This is a genomic window from Symmachiella dynata (assembly GCF_007747995.1).
GTDB classification, from domain to species: Bacteria; Planctomycetota; Planctomycetia; order Planctomycetales; family Planctomycetaceae; genus Symmachiella; species Symmachiella dynata.
This window is the reverse complement of record NZ_CP036276.1, coordinates 806752-824133: the sequence shown is the minus strand read 5'-3', so window position 1 is coordinate 824133 and position 17382 is coordinate 806752. Positions and strand designations below refer to the sequence as shown.

The window sequence follows — 17382 nt, the reverse complement described above, 5'->3', positions numbered from 1 at the left end:
TTTACGCAAACAGTCCCTCCAGCGGCGTACCACCGTTGATAATCGCCACAACCTGGACTTCAAGCTCATGGGCACAGGTTTCCTGCGGGCACTCAAACGCCCGAACAATTGAAGCCACCTTGGTTTGACTCTATCGTTGAACGGGAGCGAAAATCAAGTTTTTTTAGCAAGCGATGTCGGGCTGTTAGATTCAAGCGTTGAGTCGCAAAGCCAACTAACCCGCACGCTCCGCATCATACCGCGGAAACAGCGCCGCCCCTTTTTCGATCGGCGTGCCCGACTTCAATTGGCCCCAGGTGGTGAGTTGTTCCCAATGGCCGCTGCCGTTGTCGGCCAGCATGTCAGCATACGCCCCGCAGCCGATGCGCTGCCAGAAGATTTCGCACGCATCCGGGACAAACGGCCACAATAAGACCGAGGCGATGCGCAGGGCTTCGGTGCATTGATAGAGCACCGTGCCGACGGCCGGTCGTTGGGTTTCGTCTTTGGCCATGCGGAAGGGCTGTGTTTGTTCGATGAAGCTGTCGACGTCGCGCACCGGTTGCAGGGCTGCGTCGCCGGCGCGGGTCAGGTCCAGGACGTCAAAATGCCGCATGTATTCGCCGGCCCAGTCGGATTGCTTGAGTGGCAGGTACGCTGGATCGTCGGCAGGCAGTGGTGCGGGGAGTTGTCCGTCGAAATATTTACCAATCATGTTGGCGACCCGCGAGCAACTGTTGCCGAACGTGTTGGCTAGATCGCTGTTGTAGACTTCAATAAACAACTCGGGACTGAACGCGCTGTCGGAAACGCCCAACGGTCCGCGGGTGCTCAAGAAGTAACGCAAAGCATCCAGGCCGAATGTCTCGACGTAATTGTCGATGGCTGCGGGATCGAGAAAATTGCCGAGTGACTTGCTCATCTTCTGGCCCGAGTCACTGACCCAATAGCTGTGGGAGTAGACCTGTCGCGGCAGGTTGACCCATTCGAATCCGGGACATTTCTGCAGCGCCAACAGCAGCGCCGGCCAAATGGCTGCATGGAACCAGAGGATGTCCTTGGCAATGAAATGCACCGCTCCGGCTTGCCAGAATTGACGGCGGTCCCCCATGGGGCTGTCGGCGTCGGTGTCGACGAACGTGAGGTAATTGAACAGCGCATCGATCCAGACATAGATCGTTTGTTCCTCTTCGCCGGGGACGGGAATTCCCCAACCACCCGAACCGCTGCGGCTGATGGGGACGTCGTCCATCTCTTTGATGCGATTGACGATTTCGTTCCGGCGGGCGTCGGGTTGCACGAACGGCACGCCCTCCGCGTCGCGCTGTGCGTAGAATGCTAAGAGCGGCTCGCGATACGATTCGAGCTTAAAGAAATAATTCTTTTCCGACTTGCGAATCAGCGGCTTACCGTTGACCTCGGACTTGTAGTCATTTTGCAGCGCCTTGTTGTCGGGAACGTATTCCTCTTGGCCCGCGTCGTACCAGCCGACGTAGTCCCCTTGGTAGACGTCGCCCGAATCGAGCAGCGCCTGCACGTAGCGCGAGACGGCCGCCTTGTGATGCTCGGAACTGGTGCGGACGAAATCGTTGTTGGTGATTTCCAACCGCTCGAAGACTTCACGAAAGGCGGCGGCGTTTTGATCGGCCCAGGCTTGCGGGGTCATTCCCATCTCGGCCGCTTTTTCCGAGACCTTGGCCGCATGTTCGTCGACACCGGTGAGAAAGAAGGTCTCGTCACCAATCAGCCGGTGATACCGCGCGACGACGTCGGCGACCATCGTCGTATAGACGTGGCCCAAGTGCGGCCGATCATTGACGTAATAGATCGGCGTTGTGACGTAAAACCGCGATCGGTCGGGCATGCGCGTTCATCATCCGCCGGCTTGGAGTTGATGGGCGCGGGCCATGGCATCTTCCGCCTCTTGAATCTTGCCGCACCGCTGATAAATGACTGACAACTGGGTGTAGTTAAACGAATCTTTGGGATCCAACTCCACGACCTTCACGGCATGCGCAATGGATTCATCATTCCGCCCCAACCGCTGCAAATGGACTGCCAAGGCAGAGTGCGCCAACAAGTGCCCTTCGTCCTCTTTCAGGATTTCTTCCAGCTTGGCAACGGCGCCTTCGAGGTCGCCTGCTTCTTTAAGAGCGGTCGCTTCGTCGTACATTTCGTCCGGGGTAGCCATAATTTCCTCGTTGCTATGCGTTAAGTGCGCGGATGGCGCGATCCGCAGGGTGATGTTATCGCGATGTATTATAGGGAGAACGGTCCGTTTTCCTACCGCTAGCGACCCGCGCAATCGGGATGCCAAGAATTTGCCCGTCGAATTCTTCACTTGAAGGTCAACAATTGTGGCCGCATTAAACGCATCGTGGCATATGTTGTGCGCCGCAATGCATCCAAAAAACAACCCCCCTCTCCCTCTGGGAGAGGGCCGGGGTGAGGGTTTTCGCACAACAGTTGTTGGACAACACTGTTATTCGTTGGGGTAAACTGTTGTCCTATGTAGAGTAAACTGTTGTCCTATGTAGAAAGGTGCGTCGCGACGCACCCTACGGTCTGGATGGGCGATTAGGGAGCGGCGTCCCACCACCAGTGAGCGGAGGTGGCTACGTCGAGCGTGGCTTGTTTGCGGGGGCGAGCCAGTTCTTGTGATTCGACCTGCAGTGACCGGTCGTTGACGATTTTCCGCACATTGCCAACGACCCCGCCAGCGACCTGCACGACGATGTCGCGTCCACCGTAGACGCGATGATTGATGACCGACTCGATCTCCGTCGGCGTCTCGACCTGTGCGACTTGATGTGCTCCGCCGGGGGCGAAGCTGCCCATATCCCAGCCGACGGATTCATACAGACCGTCGCGTTGACAAATCGCAACTGCCATCGCCATGTCAAACAGGTTTTGCAATTCGGCGAAGACCTTGTATTGCTCGGCAATCTCGTCGTAGTGCTTCGTAAAGTTCTCGGCAAATTCCCGGTTGATCGGTTCCGCTTTGCCGGTCTGGATCCGCCGGCCTTGAGCGGTCACGAATTGGTTTTCGGACTGGACCAAGACGGATGAACCGCGGATTTCGAATGCGTCGCGCTGCGGACTGTGCAGCACGGCTTCGTATTTCATGGTCAGCCACCAACGGAGCGCTGCCAGGGGAACGCCCTGGATATCATCATTGCGTCGCAACAGCGAGAAGATGCTGGGGACGTTCGGCCCGCCGTCTAATTTGCCGATGCCGATCAATTTCATCCGATAATCGGCGTCGAAGATCACTTGGGCGACGTGCGACTCGCGGGGCACGCCGTAGATTTGTACGTCCTGCAGGCCCATGTGATCGCGCAGTTCGCGGAGCCAACCATTCCGCGCTCCAGGGCGCAACGGACCGGCCGCCTGCGAGGCTTCGACGAATTGCTTTAACTGTTTCAAGTTGGCTTCGCGGGGATTGATGGAGCAGCCGAAACTACCATTGCCCGACGGAGCAAAGACGCGGAGCAGTGTGACCAGATCATCGAGTTGTAACACCGGCCGTCCGGAATCGACGCCCAGTGCGCGGCCGTCGTCGTCCAGTTGCCACAACTCAGCGGGGCCGGCGATCACCACGTCGCCCTGTTCGGGATAGACAAAGACATACCGCACAGCCGTCAATCCGGCCAAGTACCGCACATCGTCCGGCAGCGGCGCGTCGGCTTCGCGATAGCGGGCGACAATGCGTTCTAGTCTCGGCAATGAGACGATCCGCAACGAACTTCCCTGGGTGACGTCCACAGGTGCAGCGGCCGGCGCGGATTGCGCCGCCAAGTTTTGCAAACTGGGGTCGTGATCCACGCGGGCCATTTGGTCGAGTTGGCTGTGCGGATCGGCGCGGACACCGGTCTCGAAGGAGGAAACTGTGCCGGGGCCTCCGACCTCTTCCCAGCCATCCGGCTCGACCGTGGTGGTGATCAAATCGATCAGCGAATCAAAATCCGCGCCTGATCCCCCGGCAGGTGGGGCCGGTGGTCCGAATTCTCGCGTCGCGACGGGCGTTGCTCCCGACGCCGATGCTGCTGCCACCGGTATGACCACATCGGGGAAAACCGGTTGATAGGCCGGCGCGACAGCGGCCACTTCGGTGGGAAGTTCTTCGGCCGCTACATCCAGGCTCGCAATCGCGGCCGCTGTGACTGCAGGTAAGTCCGCCGGTTGCGGAGTTTGCACCTCCGCTGCAGCGATGTTTGGAGCCGTTTTAGTCGCCGTGGGGTGGCCCGTCGCAGCAGTTGCCGCCGGGCGGTTCATCCAGCGTGATGCGATTCCAATCGAGGTGACTATGAAAACCAACGTCAGCGTGCACGCCGCGATCAAGGAGCCGCGGTTGCGTCGACGCGATTTCCGCGCGTAGGAAGCTTGGGTGTCTCGTCGAGGGAAAGATCCGGTCGACGTCCGGTGTTGCTGCGCTGTGCGCGCACGGTTCATGCGATCGCTCATGGCCCGCCTTTCGGTGATAAAGGAGAAACGCTTTTACCAACGAATGCGAGCTTCGCACTTTGAAATCAAACGGTCAAGCACAATCCGGCGTATTTCGCAGCCAACCGGAGAGTTCGGCATTACCAGGAAAGTCCGTGGTAACCGTCCGCAGAGGTCCGCTCCTTATCAATCCGCACCAAATCGATCACGATCTGATCGTCGCGGACACGGTCTAAAATGCCGTTGTAATGGGCGTCCTTATTGCCGATCACGATGCATTCGCTGCTCTCGATCACCTCATCAAGACTGCCGACCATCAGCTCCGAGACGTGGCTGATTTTTTCATCAATAAATTTGCGGTTCGATCCCATCAGCCGTGACGTCTGGATGTGCGGGTCGAAAATCATCACGTTTTTGCCGCGACCAATCAACGCTTCAGCCAAGGCGACGTGCGGGCTTTCGCGGAGGTCGTCGGTGTCGGGTTTGAAGCTGAATCCCAACATGCCAATTTTTTGTTTGCCGGTGGCGAGCACCGTTTTGATCGCCAACTCGACCTGTTGACGATTCGATTCCAAAATCCGTTCCAACATCGGCAGCGCGACATGATGTTCGCGGGAAAGAGCCATGATGGCTCGCAGGTCTTTGGGCAAACAGGAACCGCCGAACGCATAACCCGGTTTCAGGTAATATGGTGAGAGGTTCAATTTGTCGTCCGCACAAAAGATCTCCATCACCGCATGACTGTCGACTTCCAGCGATTTGCAGATGCGGCCAATCTCATTAGCGAAACAGACCTTGGTCGCGTGGAACAAGTTGCAGGCGTACTTGATCGTCTCGGCTGTGCGCAGGTCGGTGAGAAACAGCGGCGCGTCGATGTGGGCATACAGGTCGCCCACGATTTGCGCGTCTTCGGGACGCGAAGCACCGACGACTGTAAAGGGGGGATGTTCGTAATCCTTCAGCGCTGTTCCTTCCCGCAGAAATTCAGGATTGCTCACCACGGCGAAATCTTCAGGACAACTTTTGCCGCTGGCTTCGGCGATGACTTCGACACAGCGATCACAGGTGCCCGGCAGCACAGTCGAGCGGATGATCACTACATGCCGCGTCGCTTTTTGCGCGATGGCTTTTCCAATATCACGACAGACCGCTTCGATGGCGGAGAGGTCAATTTTCTCGCTGGGCAAACTGGGCGTGCCGACGCAGACGAACGAAATATCGGTCGCCAAAATCCCGGCGGTCGTGTCGGCGGTGGCGCTGAGACGTTTTTCTTCAACCTGCAAGGCGGCCAACTCGGCCAAGCCGGGTTCGAAGAGCGGTACGCTGCCGGAGTTGATCGCATCCACTTTTTCCGGCACCAACTCGACACCGATCACGGTGTTGCCCGCAGCTGCCAAATTCGTAGCTGAGACACACCCGACATAACCGAGTCCGAAAATGCTGATCCGCGCTGGGGTGCTGCTGGTCATCAAATCTCCAATAGTCTGCATCGCTAAGGCCGGCTGGGGTTCTGGTGCCGGTTGAGCTGGAATGGTCTGTGTTCGAGGGTTTGCCTGCGATCGGCCGCAAGTTCAGGCCGGTGTTGCTGATAGCATAGCATCCCAAACCAGTTGGTCCGACGTTTTCGGCGAAAATCCGAGGAGAGTTACGACGTTCATAGCGACCGTAACAATTCCAGCAGCGGAGCGTTCGCCTCAGGAAATCGCAACGTCGCTAATTCGTCCGCTGTGACCCAACGAAAACCGTGCTCGGGTGGCTCATCACCCGCTGTACCGACCGGCCGGCAGCGCCAGAAATGCAGGTCGACCGTCGCATGCGCGTAGGCAAATTCCCGCCGCAACAACAATTCCACCGCCTCAACGGCCAACCCGGTCTCCTCACCGCATTCCCTCACGGCGCAAGCGTCCGGCGTTTCATCCGCACAACACTTCCCACCGGGAAATTCATCATAACCAGCCAACGGCCCATCCGAACCACGCTGCCCGACGAGAAACCGGCCGGCTGATTCTACGACAGCAATACCGATGATTTGCGGTGAGGGAGTTTGCATCGCGAAACAAGCGCCCCCCATTCATTTCCACTCGCCACTTCGTTAGGCCGTAGGCTGTAGGCTGTAGACCATAGGGTTGGCAGCCGCACGTCATTGGGCGATCGATACCCAAACGCCGCCCCCCACCAGCCCTTCTCTGTCTACTGTCTACTCTTCCTGGCCACCGGCCACTCGCCACCGGCCACTTCGTGAGGCCGTAGACTGTAGTCCGAAGACCATAGGGCTGACAGGCAAACATCATCCGGCCATCGAAAGCCAAACACCGCTCACCCCCACCATTTTTTCTCTGCCTACTGCCTACTGTCTACCGCCTACTCCTTCTGGCCACCGGCCACTCGCCACCGGCCACTCCGTCATTTCCCCTGCAACTCAACCGGCGGACCACCCATAATGTGATAGCCACCGTCGACGTGCAGCGTCTCGCCCGTGACGCCGCTCGCCAGGTCGCTCAACAGATACAGCCCCGACTTGCCGACCTCTTCGGGAGTCACGCCGCGTCGCATTGGCGAGAAGTCTTCGTACAACTTGAGCATCAAATCGAATTCGCCGACCGCTGAGGAACTCAGCGTCTTCAGCGGACCGGCGCTGATGGCATTCACGCGAATTCCCATCGGCCCCATTTCGCTGGCGAGGTATTCGGTCGTGCTTTCGAGGGCGGCTTTGCAGATGCCCATCATGTTGTAACCGGGGATCACTTTTTCGCCACCCAGGTAGGTCAGCGTCAAAATGCTGCCACCCGGCTTAAGAATGTGTTGCGCGCGTTGGGCCAGGGCGATTAAGCTGTAGGCACTGATGTCCATCGCCAATTTGAAACCGTCGCGGCTGCAATTGACCACCAAGCCCTTGAGGTCGTCCATCGGGGCATAGGCGATGCTGTGCAGCACGAAGTCCAATTCGCCGAACGTCTCCTTGGCAGCTGCGAAGGCGGCGTCGATGTCTTCTTCTTTTTGCACGTCGCAAGGCATGATGACCTTAGCGCCGATCGGCTCGACCAGCTTACGCAAACGCCGCTCCATCCGAGGCCGTGCGGGGTCCTTATCGGGGATATGCGTAAACCCCATCTCGGCCCCTTCAGCATGTAATTTTTCGGTAATCGCCCAAGCAATGGAATGATCATTGGCGATGCCAAACACCATTCCTTTTTTTCCGTCAAACATCCCCATGGTTGGAGTTTCCTTGATATATGCGGTGTGGTGAAGGTTTTAAGCTATAGACTTTAGGCTGTAGGAATTGGGATCCGGCGTTCCCGGGGCCGTTCCTAGGCGGTCTTGGGAGAGAATACCGGTTTGGTGGGGTTGCTTCAATGGCCGCGGCGGGGTGGCGGTTTATGGGTGGCTGGGGACGGACAAAGTCCGCCCCCAGGGCGTTGGATAAAGGATCTACTGATGACGGCCAGATTTTTGATGAATTCGACGACGTTTTCAACGTTTATTCGCAGGGGAAAGCAGCAGGTTGTTACAATACCGGTTGATGTTTCTGCTAAGAAATCCACAGTCGCAGATTTGAGGAGAGACGCTCATGACTCCTGTGCTGGCGAGTATCCCGGTGGGGCTCTGTTGGGCCTTGGTCTGTTCGGCACTCCTGCTTGCATTTTGTATTGCTTCGGCGCGTATTCATTGGGCCGGGGCGGCCTTCGGATATTTGCTGTTCGGGGGGCTCCTGACGTTCTTTTGGACATTGGTAGTTACGTGGTCGCCGGTGTTGTTCTGGAATTGGCTGCTGCTGTTTTTCGTCACCATCATTGCAGCTTCCATGCAATGGCAAGCAAAACGAACATTGGTCTTCGGACTCCTAGCGACGGCGGCCGCTTATGGAATCACAGCGGTGATGTTCATTCCCGAGTACCGGGAACGCTTGGCACTGCGTGCAGAGTATCCACAGGTTTCGTTGGTGGAACGTCTAGCCTACGAGAATCGCCTTCCGAACATCGAAAACACGGATCATGATGAGGATTCGCCGGCGATTTTCCCCACGACTTATTTAAGCGAGATCGAATCCAAATTGGTTGGCGAAGAAAGAAATTGGGGTAACAACGATTTCGCGCAGCGGCATTGGTCTCTACCATCCTTGCATCGCCCTGCGTTGAATGATGCCCACCAGGGTTTCGTCCATGAATTCATTTCTGCGGATGGAGCCGGCCGTATGCGTGTACCACGCTTACCTGCAACGAGGAAATCCATCGAAATCCCTGAAACAGTGCCGATTCCGATCCCCAAGCCATCGCCTAAATCAGAACCAACGCGCGAACAATTCGCGCGTGCCAAAAACAATCCCCCCGATCTACCGATCCAGAAGTCGGAGTTGGATCAATTCCACCTGCAAGGCATGGCCGATTTTGCCGATCCGATTGGGTTCGGCTATGTCGAGAGTTTACGGAATGGCAAACCTCCGGAAAAACAAATCCTCCGTGTGACCGGGTTTCAACCGCACGCGTTTCGCAAATTTCCCGAGCCACTCACCAACAGCAACAAGTCGGTGCGGTGGTTGATCGAGAAACTGGAACTGGTCAGCCTGCTAAAACACGACACGCCGCGGGTGTACGAATCGAAAAACCTGCCCCGCATGGATGAATTGAGCACAGCACCGACGCGGCCGCTCGATGAATTCGAGACGGCTGCGCTGGCACGACTGCGCGCAGGCGAGACATTGGTCGTGCACCAAGACCACAACGACATCCGCATGCTCGGCCCGATCGTGGCAATCAACCAATGCCTGGAATGCCACAGCGTTCAGCGCGGCGATCTACTGGGCGCCTTCACTTATCGGCTTGTCCGTGACCCGCAATTACCGGCTTTGGAGGGTAAGGCGGTTTCTTGGTTGTCGCGGTGACGGAGGAGTCAGTGACCTTGCGTTTCCATGAACGCGCGAAATGATGTATCAGCATACGGGCCGTAGGCGCGAGCGACATCGAACACGGTCTTTCCCCGGCCGTCTTTAAGGTACGGATCGGCGCCCGATTCCAGCAACACAGCGACGGCCGACCAATCAAATGTTGGCTTATTTGTTTGGATTGCCCCGTCTATGGCGACATCTACGGCTACAAAAAGTGGTGTCGTTCCACGAGCATCCGGCAGGTTCACGTCTGCGCCAGCAGTCACCAAAAGTCGGATGATTTCGCCCGTTTCATCTGTTTCAGCCGCACAAGCGATTGCTGACAATGAATAACGCCCCCGCCGATTGAGGTTCACTCCTGAGGCCAAAAGTCGCTTGATGGCAGAAGTATTCTTACAGCTAACCTCATGGACAAGATTGTCATGAATCAGCGACGATTCATAGCTGTATTCGACGTCGGTACCAGCAAATACGGCCTCAATCATCGGCAGAACAACTTCTATCGAAGTAATTTGGCCTGTCAACATGATTGGGTTTTCGTCACTAATCAGCAGGTTGGCCCACTGATTGAATACTTCATAATTGGGCGGCCACATTGTCAGAGGCTCGACTTGAACAACCTTCCAATCGTGATTGCAAAACAATTCGGCCAACTGAGGGTAGCGCAACTGGGTACGTAGCGAACCGTAAAAAAACGGACACAACTCGTTGAATTTTGGTCGAGCATCCATGGAGGGTCTCATGAACGATACCGCACGTTTTTACGAGATAGATTTGCGGGAGGCTGTCGACAACTATGTGCGTCGTTTATTTCGTGCCGAAAACCGTTCGCCCTACACAGAAAGGTGCGTCGCGACGCAACCTACATTTGTCTCCGTGTCCCCCGTGGCTCCGTGGTGAACCCTCACCACTCCAATATCACCTTCCCTGAACGGCCTTCCTCCATTGCTTGGAAACCGAGTTCGTAATCGTCGACCTGGAAACGGTGGGTGATGATGCCGGTGATGTCTAGGCCGCTTTGTAGCATGGTGGTCATCTTGTACCACGTTTCGTACATCTCACGGCCGTAGATGCCCTTCAGCTTCAGGCCCTTGAAGATCACTTGGCTCCAATCGGTGACGATCGGTTTGGGGAAGATGCCCAACAACGCGACGCTGCCGCCGTGGTTCATGGTTTCTAACATTGATTGAAACGCCACCGGGCTGCCCGACATTTCCAGGCCGACGTCGAAGCCCTCGTGCATGCCCAAATCTTGCATTGCCTCTTGCAATGACTTTTCTTGCGGATTGAGTGTGTAGGTTGCGCCGAGACGTTTGGCTAAGTCGAGACGGTATTCGTTGATGTCGGTGACGACGACGTGTCGGGCGCCGACATGCCGGCAGATGGCAGCGGCCATGACACCGATGGGGCCGGCTCCGGTGATCAATGCGTCTTCGCCCACCATGTCTTGCGACAGAGCGGTGTGCGTGGCATTGCCGAAGGGGTCGAGGATCGTGGCGATTTCTGAAGGAATGTCGTCGGGAATTTTGAATCCGTTGGTCGCCGGTAGCGAAAAGAACTCGCCGAAACAACCGGGGCGATCCACACCGACGCCTTGCGTGTTGCGGCACAGATGCCGTCGCCCGGCGCGGCAGTTGCGACAATGCCGGCAGGTGATATGCCCTTCGCCGGAGACGCGGTCCCCCGGTTTGAAGTCGGCAACGAGATCCCCGACCGCTTCGATCACGCCACAATATTCATGCCCGGTGACCATCGGCACCGGAACGGTCTTTTGCGCCCAATCGTCCCAATGATAGATATGCAGATCGGTCCCGCAAATGGCGGTGTGCGTGATGCGGATCAACAGGTCGTTCGGCCCATACTCGGGAACCGGCACATCCTGCATCCACAGACCCGGTTCCGACTTGGCTTTGACGAGGGCTTTCATGGGGGGTTCTATCCTGGTGTTAATTTTACGGGGGCTGTTACAGCCTGCTCTACGTGAATCAGCAAAGCGGAGCTTCGCGAAAGTGCGTTCCCAAGCGGAGCTTGGGAACGAGTTACAAATTATCTACTCCGTGCCTCCGTGGTGAAAAATCACACGGCGCTCAAATCACCCCCAACTGCCGGCCGACTTTTTCGAAGGCGGTGACTGCTTTTTCCAGGTCTTCGCGGGTATGTGCGGCGGACATTTGGGTGCGGATGCGGGCTTTGCCTTGGGGGACGACCGGGAAGGAAAACCCGATCACGTAGACCCCTTCGTTCATCAATTGCGCCGCCATGTTTTGCGCCAAGACGGCATCGCCCAGCATCACGGGAATGATGGGATGGCTGCCCGGCACGAGGTCGAAACCGAGTCGCTGCATTTCGTCGCGGAAGAATTGGCTGTTCTCGCGCAACCGCGTTCGTAACTCATCGCCCGATTGCAATAGTTCCAGCACTTTGAGCGAGGTGGCGACGATCACTGGGGCGACGGAGTTGGAGAACAAATAGGGCCGCGAGCGTTGTCGCAACCAGTCAATGATTTCCTTGCGCCCCGAGGTGAATCCGCCTGATGCGCCGCCCAGCGCTTTGCCGAGCGTGCCGGTGATCACGTCGACGCGGTCCATCACGCCGCACGCTTCATGCGTCCCCCGCCCGCCGTCACCGACAAAACCGACGGCGTGAGAATCGTCGACCATCACCAGTGCCTCGGATTGATCGGCCAGGTCGCAGATGGACTTGAGGTCGGCAATTTTACCATCCATTGAGAAGACGCCGTCGGTGGCGATCATGCGATACCGCGCGCCGGCAGCGGCATCCAATTGTTGCCGCAGGTCGTCCATGTCGTTGTTTTTGTAGCGAAACCGGTCCGCCTTGCAGAGCCGGATGCCGTCGATGATGCTGGCATGATTCAGTTCGTCACTGATCACGGCATCCTCGACACCCAACAGCGTTTCAAACAATCCGGCGTTGGCATCGAAGCAGGAAGAATACAGAATCGTCGATTCGGTGCCGAGAAACTCGGAGAGTTTTTCCTCTAGCTCACGGTGAATCGATTGCGTGCCGCAGATGAAACGAACCGAGGAGAGACCGAAGCCATATTTCGTGAGCGCCTCACGAGCCGCTTCGACAAGCGCGGGGTGATTCGACAGACCGAGATAATTGTTGGCGCACAAATTGAGCACCCGCCGACCATCGGCTTCGATCCAAGCTTGTTGCGGCGAAGTAATCGTCCGCTCGGCTTTATAAAGCCCTTCGTCGCGGAGCGTATCGGTTTGGGTCTGCAGGTCGTCAAGAAAGACGCGGTTAGTCATGGTCTTATTCTCCTTCCGTTTGTTTCGATACCTGAATTCGGCGGGAGAATCAACTGGGCGACGCCCTGCGGCTGGACAAATTACAACGGCGGAAGGTTCAGTTTGCGAATCACCGACATGGGCAGGAAAAGGTGCCGGTCATCGTCCGTTAAAGCAGTGAAACCATATTTCAAATAGAATCGTTTTGCCGCATCATCAATCGCATCGACTTCAACAGCACGAATTCCAATGGTATTGGCCACATGTTGGGAGCGGCGGAGAGCATCGATGAGCAGCAATTCGCCGAGTCGTTGCCCCTGCACATTCCTATCCACTGCCAATCGGCCGAGCAATACGACAGGAACATCGATTTGCGGAAGGCCTTTAGCTTGCGGTTTTGGCAGAGACTCGAAACTGACCCGATGATTACTGAGAGCGTAATACCCGGCGACGTTGGTCTCATCGCCGGAGATAGCGACGTAAGTCCGGGCCAAGTCCTTTTTGTCCCATTGGCCAGCCCGATGTTTCAGCCAATCGTTGAGCACTCTTTGGCCACAATCAAAGCCACTTCGATTATGGGATCGATTTAGACGCACGATCCGCCAGGCAGCCATGGCGAACTACTCCATCTGTTGTGTGTAGTTTTGGGCGGCCGTTTTTAGAGCGTCATTTGGCTGGGCATCGACATTGTCCAACAGTGCGAAAAACAGATCGCGATCCTGGTTGGTCAATTGCGTGACGCTTTGTTCTCGAATCGTTTCCTGCGCTGCTTGGGCCAAATTCGAAGCTGCGAATTCGCTCACCGACTGCCCCAGATGCGCAGCTGCCTGTTCGATCTGCTGTTTTAGATCAGCAGGCAGCCGAAAATTGATGCGTGCCTCACTTTTGGGGGAGTCCGTGGCCATTGAGTCGACCTCTATTAAAGTGGTGAGAAGGCGGCAAACCACCCGCCAGTTCGCCTTGCATATTGTACGTCATTTTGACGTACAGGAAATGGCGATTTCAATGTGCGCTCCATGAATCCGGCAATATGACGCCGCGAATGCATGCCGCAATCTGTTCCCTGAAATCAACTTACGTCGATTTCCGCAAATACCGCCCCGTCAACGACGCCGCAACACCTGCCACCACTGCCGGCGGGCCCGTTGCCACCACTTCGCCACCGCCATCCCCTGCGTCAGGGCCTAAGTCGATCAGGTGATCTGCGGCGCGGATGACGTCAAGGTTGTGTTCGACGACGATCAACGAATGCCCCGCGTCTAGCAAGGCTTCGAAGCAACCCAGCAGTTTGACGATGTCGGCGGCGTGCAGGCCGGTTGTGGGTTCGTCCAGTAGAAACAGTGTGCGGGTTTTTGTGCCGGAGGACAAATGGGCGGCGAGTTTGAGGCGTTGTGATTCTCCGCCTGAGAGTGTATTGGCTGGCTGGCCCAACGGCAGGTAATCGAGTCCCACGTCGCGGAGAAACATCAACTGCTTTTGCAGTTTGCGTTTGCCACGGAAAAACGCGAACGCTTCGCCGACGGTCATGTTGAGCACTTCGGCAATCGAGCGTCCGCGGTATTTGACGCCTAAGATCTCGCGGCGAAAGCGTGTGCCGCGACAGTCGGGACAGGTCATGGTGACGTCGGGGAGGAACTGCATGTCGATCTCGACCGCCCCCGCCCCTTGGCATTTGGGACAGCGGCCCCCCTGGGCGGAATTGAAACTGAAGTGCGACGCCGTGAAGTTGCGGACCTTCGCCTCAGCTGTGGCGGCAAACGACTTGCGGATCTCATCGAACGCTTTTAAGTAGGTGACCGGATTGCTACGTGAAGAACGGCCGACGGGGTTTTGGTCGACTTGGATGACTTCGTCGATCGCTTCGATATCGCCGATATCGTCGCAGCGCGGGACGGTTGTACTGGCTTGTCCTAATGCGCGGCAAATTGCCGGATAGAGTGTCTGTTGCACCAGCGTACTTTTTCCACTGCCGCTGACACCGGTGACGACACACAGCATTCCGAGCGGGAAGTCGACGTCGATGTGTTTGAGATTGTGCAGGTGCGCATTACGGAGATTGATGGTCCCTTGCTGCGCCCGTTTTTGTGCAATCAGCGAGACGGTTTGGCGACCGGACAGGAAATCGCCGGTCACAGAATCTTCGACAGCGACGATCTCCTCCGGCGGGCCTTGAAACACCAAGTGTCCTCCGTTGCGGCCGGCGGCGGGGCCGATGTCGATCAGTTGATCGGCGGCGCGCATGAAGGCTTCGTCATGTTCGACCACCACCACCGAATTACCGGCCCGCTGCAATTGTCCGATGGCGTCGATCAAGCGTTCGGTGTCGCGAGGGTGCAGACCAGCGGTCGGTTCATCCAGCACGTAGAGTGCATTCACCAGACTCGACCCCAGCGCAGCGGTCAACGCCACACGCTGCGCTTCACCGCCGGAGAGCGTCCGCATCACACGATCGAGCGTCAGGTAGTGCAAACCAACGTCATTCAAATACCGCAACCGGGCGCGCAATTGCACAAAAATCGTTTCCGCGACAGCAGCCCCTGAGGCATCGAATGAGGTTTTGCCAGGAACCTGATCGAGCCACTTGCCCGCTTGCCCGACGGTCTGCGCACAGAACTGGGCGATGTTTTTTTCACCGATTCGCACCGCCAATGCAGTCGGGTTCAATCGCGCCCCCCGGCAGGAGGGGCAAGGCTCGTAACTGCGCCAACGATTGAGAAAGACTGCGACCGATGTTTTGTATTTGCGGCGCTCCAGCCAGCGAAAGAACCCGACCATCCCGCCGAAGTTTCGTTCCGGGACGCCGTCGTGAATCCGCTGAACTTGATCGTCCGTAAGATCTGCGAAGGGAATATCGACGGGGATGTCATAGTCGCCTGCCAAGGCCAACAGTTCGTGCCACTCATGTTCGTACGCCGGTGTCGTCCAACATGCGATGGCGCCTTGCTGCAAAGTGAGAGTCGGATTGGGCACCAGTTTTTCCCAGGAGATCGCCGAGACCGATCCAAACCCTTGGCATTGCGGGCAAGCGCCCAGTGGGGAATTGAAACTGAAAGTTGAGGGCTGCGGCGACTCGAATTCACGACCACACTCCTCGCAGCGCAAACCCTTAGAAAAGGCGCGCCGCTGCCAATGCTTGCCGTCGACTGCAATCGTCGAGGGCGTCTCTGCATCAGCAGCAATCAGCAACACGCACTCCCCTGCCCCACGCTGCATGGCGGTTTCGATGCTGTCCGCCAACCGCGCGGTGCTGGCAGAACCGGCCGACAGACGATCCACGACGATCAGCGCCGCGGCGGAGGGCTCCGCCAGTCCAACGGGATGGTCACTCAGATTGACGGTTTGCCCCGCAACGATGCAGCGCGTGAAACCGGCTTCGAGCAATCCGGCAATGGTCGCATCGAACGATTCCGAGCCTGCTGCAATCACTGGAAAACAGACTTGGAACCGCGTCTTGAGTGGCAAGCTATTGATCTGTTGGCAAATCTCGGCCGTGGTATGCCGTTGAACCGGCACGTTGCAATCGGGACAAAACAGTCGTCCGATTTTGGCATAGAGCAGCCGTAAAAAATCATAGACTTCCGTTGCGGTGGCGACCGTTGAGCGTCCACTACGGCTGCGGCTGGATTGGCGGATGGCGATTGCCGGCGGAATGTGATCGATGCGGTCGGCATCGGGTTTGTCCAACCGGTCGAGAAACTGCCGGGCATAGGCCGAGAAGCTTTCGATGTAGCGCCGTTGGCCTTCGGCATACAACGTATCGAACGCGAGGCTGCTTTTGCCCGAACCGCTTACGCCGGTGATCACGACCAACTGCTTGAGCGGGATATCGATATCGATGCCCCGCAAGTTGTGCACCCGCACGCCCCGCAGTTCGATGGCCCGCGTGGCCGGCGGCGGAGCGGTCGTTGTTGGCGTCTGTTCGTTCATTCCTCAACAAGTGGCAAAAGGCATCAAGCGGTCAGGTGCCACTCAATTGGGAGGGATGATGCCCCTCTTATTTGGTGGAGATCGTCGACTTCAATGGGTTGAGTACTTCGTCGATCACGAATTTCTTTAAGAGATGGTCGTTCCGTTCACGGAGCACATCCAACGTGTCGTCGAACGTGGTGCCCGGTTCCAAGCTGCCGTATTTACGGGTGGTAAAGTAGACGCTGATCTGTTCTTCGGGAAAATCGTCGCGGCGCACGTGATAGGCGCTGGTGCGGGTTTCGATCATCAATCGCGCCTGCAGGCGACAACTGTCGTCGAGGCTGATCGTGATGGCCGGTTCGTAATTGATCACGCGGGCATCGGGAAAGTCCACCATCCCGTCTAAAGCGGAGCTCGTCCCCAATGCTTCGGCGACCAGCGCATCGTGGTTGCCTTTGTAATTGAAATCGAAGCCCAGCATGAAATCGAGAGCTTCGCAATCCATCGGGCTGACCGACAACATGTACGGAATGAGCTCCAACACCAACTTGTGCTGGTCCATCGCCAATTCGCGGTTTGGGGGATTCACATAGCCACTACAGACGCGGCGCGGCTCGATCGAAATCCAGCGATAACTGTTGTGTTCCTTATCTTCTTCGAGCACAAAATCCCCGGTATCCCGCGTATAAAAATTCCGCATGGTGGGATAGGTTTTTTGAATCCGCTCGAAGAAACTGAGAATGGTTTCCCGCTGTTGAGGAAGTGGCATCTCCGTATTGAGGTTCATGTTGACGTAAAAATCGTCCGCGAGAGAACTGAATTCGTCCATTCGGTTGTCCTCGCTGTTAAAGTAAGGTGAATCACTCACAAACGTGTCGTTGCCCCAGGCAAATGTGTCGTTGATATTTGAAAACA

The 17382-nt window shown here is 56.9% G+C and carries 14 protein-coding genes; 1 reads left to right on the top strand and 13 read right to left on the bottom strand.

Annotated elements, in window-relative coordinates; genetic code table 11:
- Positions 1-214: 214 nt before the first annotated feature.
- The 6 genes from metG to Mal52_RS03055 form a co-directional block, all read right to left on the bottom strand.
- Positions 215-1843 (bottom strand): methionine--tRNA ligase, encoded by a 1629-nt coding sequence (gene metG, locus Mal52_RS03080; RefSeq protein ID WP_145374270.1) that lies wholly within the window; start codon positions 1841-1843, stop codon positions 215-217.
- Between the two features lie 9 nt (positions 1844-1852).
- Positions 1853-2170, bottom strand: a complete 318-nt coding sequence (locus tag Mal52_RS03075; protein WP_145374269.1) for a tetratricopeptide repeat protein — start codon at positions 2168-2170, stop codon at positions 1853-1855.
- A 386-nt stretch (positions 2171-2556) separates the two neighbouring features.
- Positions 2557-4431, bottom strand: a complete 1875-nt coding sequence (locus Mal52_RS03070) for a DUF1598 domain-containing protein (protein WP_197534628.1) — start codon at positions 4429-4431, stop codon at positions 2557-2559.
- 131 nt (positions 4432-4562) lie between these two features.
- Positions 4563-5891 carry a nucleotide sugar dehydrogenase gene (locus tag Mal52_RS03065; RefSeq protein ID WP_145374267.1) on the bottom strand — a complete coding sequence of 443 codons (1329 nt, stop codon included), beginning with the start codon at positions 5889-5891 and terminating at the stop codon, positions 4563-4565.
- A gap of 185 nt (positions 5892-6076) precedes the next feature.
- Positions 6077-6472 carry a (deoxy)nucleoside triphosphate pyrophosphohydrolase gene (locus Mal52_RS03060; RefSeq protein WP_197534627.1) on the bottom strand — a complete coding sequence of 132 codons (396 nt, stop codon included), beginning with the start codon at positions 6470-6472 and terminating at the stop codon, positions 6077-6079.
- 353 nt (positions 6473-6825) lie between these two features.
- Positions 6826-7635 carry an enoyl-ACP reductase FabI gene (locus Mal52_RS03055; protein ID WP_145374265.1) on the bottom strand — a complete coding sequence of 270 codons (810 nt, stop codon included), beginning with the start codon at positions 7633-7635 and terminating at the stop codon, positions 6826-6828.
- Positions 7636-7990: 355 nt separating this feature from the next.
- On the opposite strand from Mal52_RS03055, the gene Mal52_RS03050 reads away from it, so the two are divergent.
- Complete coding sequence (locus Mal52_RS03050; RefSeq protein WP_145374264.1) at positions 7991-9301, top strand: UbiA prenyltransferase family protein; 1311 nt, start codon at positions 7991-7993, stop codon at positions 9299-9301.
- A gap of 8 nt (positions 9302-9309) precedes the next feature.
- On the opposite strand, the gene Mal52_RS03045 is transcribed toward Mal52_RS03050, so the two are convergent.
- The 7 genes from Mal52_RS03045 to Mal52_RS03015 all read right to left on the bottom strand — a co-directional run bounded on the left by Mal52_RS03045 (position 9310) and on the right by Mal52_RS03015 (position 17296).
- Positions 9310-10035 (bottom strand): ankyrin repeat domain-containing protein, encoded by a 726-nt coding sequence (locus Mal52_RS03045; RefSeq protein WP_145374263.1) that lies wholly within the window; start codon positions 10033-10035, stop codon positions 9310-9312.
- 173 nt (positions 10036-10208) lie between these two features.
- Positions 10209-11231: an L-threonine 3-dehydrogenase gene (tdh, locus tag Mal52_RS03040; protein ID WP_145374262.1), complete on the bottom strand. Its 1023-nt coding sequence runs from the start codon at positions 11229-11231 to the stop codon at positions 10209-10211.
- A gap of 160 nt (positions 11232-11391) precedes the next feature.
- The gene (locus Mal52_RS03035) at positions 11392-12579 is read right to left on the bottom strand and encodes a glycine C-acetyltransferase (RefSeq protein ID WP_145374261.1); all 1188 of its coding nucleotides are present in this window, start codon (positions 12577-12579) and stop codon (positions 11392-11394) included.
- Positions 12580-12659: 80 nt separating this feature from the next.
- Positions 12660-13103: a GNAT family N-acetyltransferase gene (locus Mal52_RS03030; RefSeq protein WP_197534626.1), complete on the bottom strand. Its 444-nt coding sequence runs from the start codon at positions 13101-13103 to the stop codon at positions 12660-12662.
- A 75-nt stretch (positions 13104-13178) separates the two neighbouring features.
- Entirely contained in the window at positions 13179-13463 is a 285-nt protein-coding gene (locus tag Mal52_RS03025) for a type II toxin-antitoxin system TacA family antitoxin (RefSeq protein ID WP_145374259.1), read from the bottom strand.
- A gap of 169 nt (positions 13464-13632) precedes the next feature.
- On the bottom strand, positions 13633-16485 hold the full coding sequence (gene uvrA, locus Mal52_RS03020; protein WP_145374258.1) for an excinuclease ABC subunit UvrA: 2853 nt from the start codon (positions 16483-16485) through the stop codon (positions 13633-13635).
- A gap of 67 nt (positions 16486-16552) precedes the next feature.
- Entirely contained in the window at positions 16553-17296 is a 744-nt protein-coding gene (locus Mal52_RS03015) for a hypothetical protein (protein WP_145374257.1), read from the bottom strand.
- Between the last annotated feature and the right edge of the window lie 86 nt (positions 17297-17382).

Bases quoted from the DNA above. Each gene is read 5' to 3' on its own strand.
- Mal52_RS03035 (WP_145374261.1), bottom strand. From the start codon at position 12,579: ATGACTAACCGCGTCTTTCTTGACGACCTGCAGACCCAAACCGATACG.
- Mal52_RS03015 (WP_145374257.1), bottom strand. From the start codon at position 17,296: ATGGACGAATTCAGTTCTCTCGCGGACGATTTTTACGTCAACATGAAC.
- Mal52_RS03075 (WP_145374269.1), bottom strand. From the start codon at position 2,170: ATGGCTACCCCGGACGAAATGTACGACGAAGCGACCGCTCTTAAAGAA.
- metG (WP_145374270.1), bottom strand. From the start codon at position 1,843: ATGCCCGACCGATCGCGGTTTTACGTCACAACGCCGATCTATTACGTC.
- Mal52_RS03025 (WP_145374259.1), bottom strand. From the start codon at position 13,463: ATGGCCACGGACTCCCCCAAAAGTGAGGCACGCATCAATTTTCGGCTG.
- Mal52_RS03050 (WP_145374264.1), top strand. From the start codon at position 7,991: ATGACTCCTGTGCTGGCGAGTATCCCGGTGGGGCTCTGTTGGGCCTTG.
- Mal52_RS03065 (WP_145374267.1), bottom strand. From the start codon at position 5,891: ATGACCAGCAGCACCCCAGCGCGGATCAGCATTTTCGGACTCGGTTAT.
- Mal52_RS03045 (WP_145374263.1), bottom strand. From the start codon at position 10,035: ATGGATGCTCGACCAAAATTCAACGAGTTGTGTCCGTTTTTTTACGGT.
- Mal52_RS03060 (WP_197534627.1), bottom strand. From the start codon at position 6,472: ATGCAAACTCCCTCACCGCAAATCATCGGTATTGCTGTCGTAGAATCA.
- Mal52_RS03055 (WP_145374265.1), bottom strand. From the start codon at position 7,635: ATGGGGATGTTTGACGGAAAAAAAGGAATGGTGTTTGGCATCGCCAAT.
- Mal52_RS03070 (WP_197534628.1), bottom strand. From the start codon at position 4,431: ATGAACCGTGCGCGCACAGCGCAGCAACACCGGACGTCGACCGGATCT.
- uvrA (WP_145374258.1), bottom strand. From the start codon at position 16,485: ATGAACGAACAGACGCCAACAACGACCGCTCCGCCGCCGGCCACGCGG.
- tdh (WP_145374262.1), bottom strand. From the start codon at position 11,231: ATGAAAGCCCTCGTCAAAGCCAAGTCGGAACCGGGTCTGTGGATGCAG.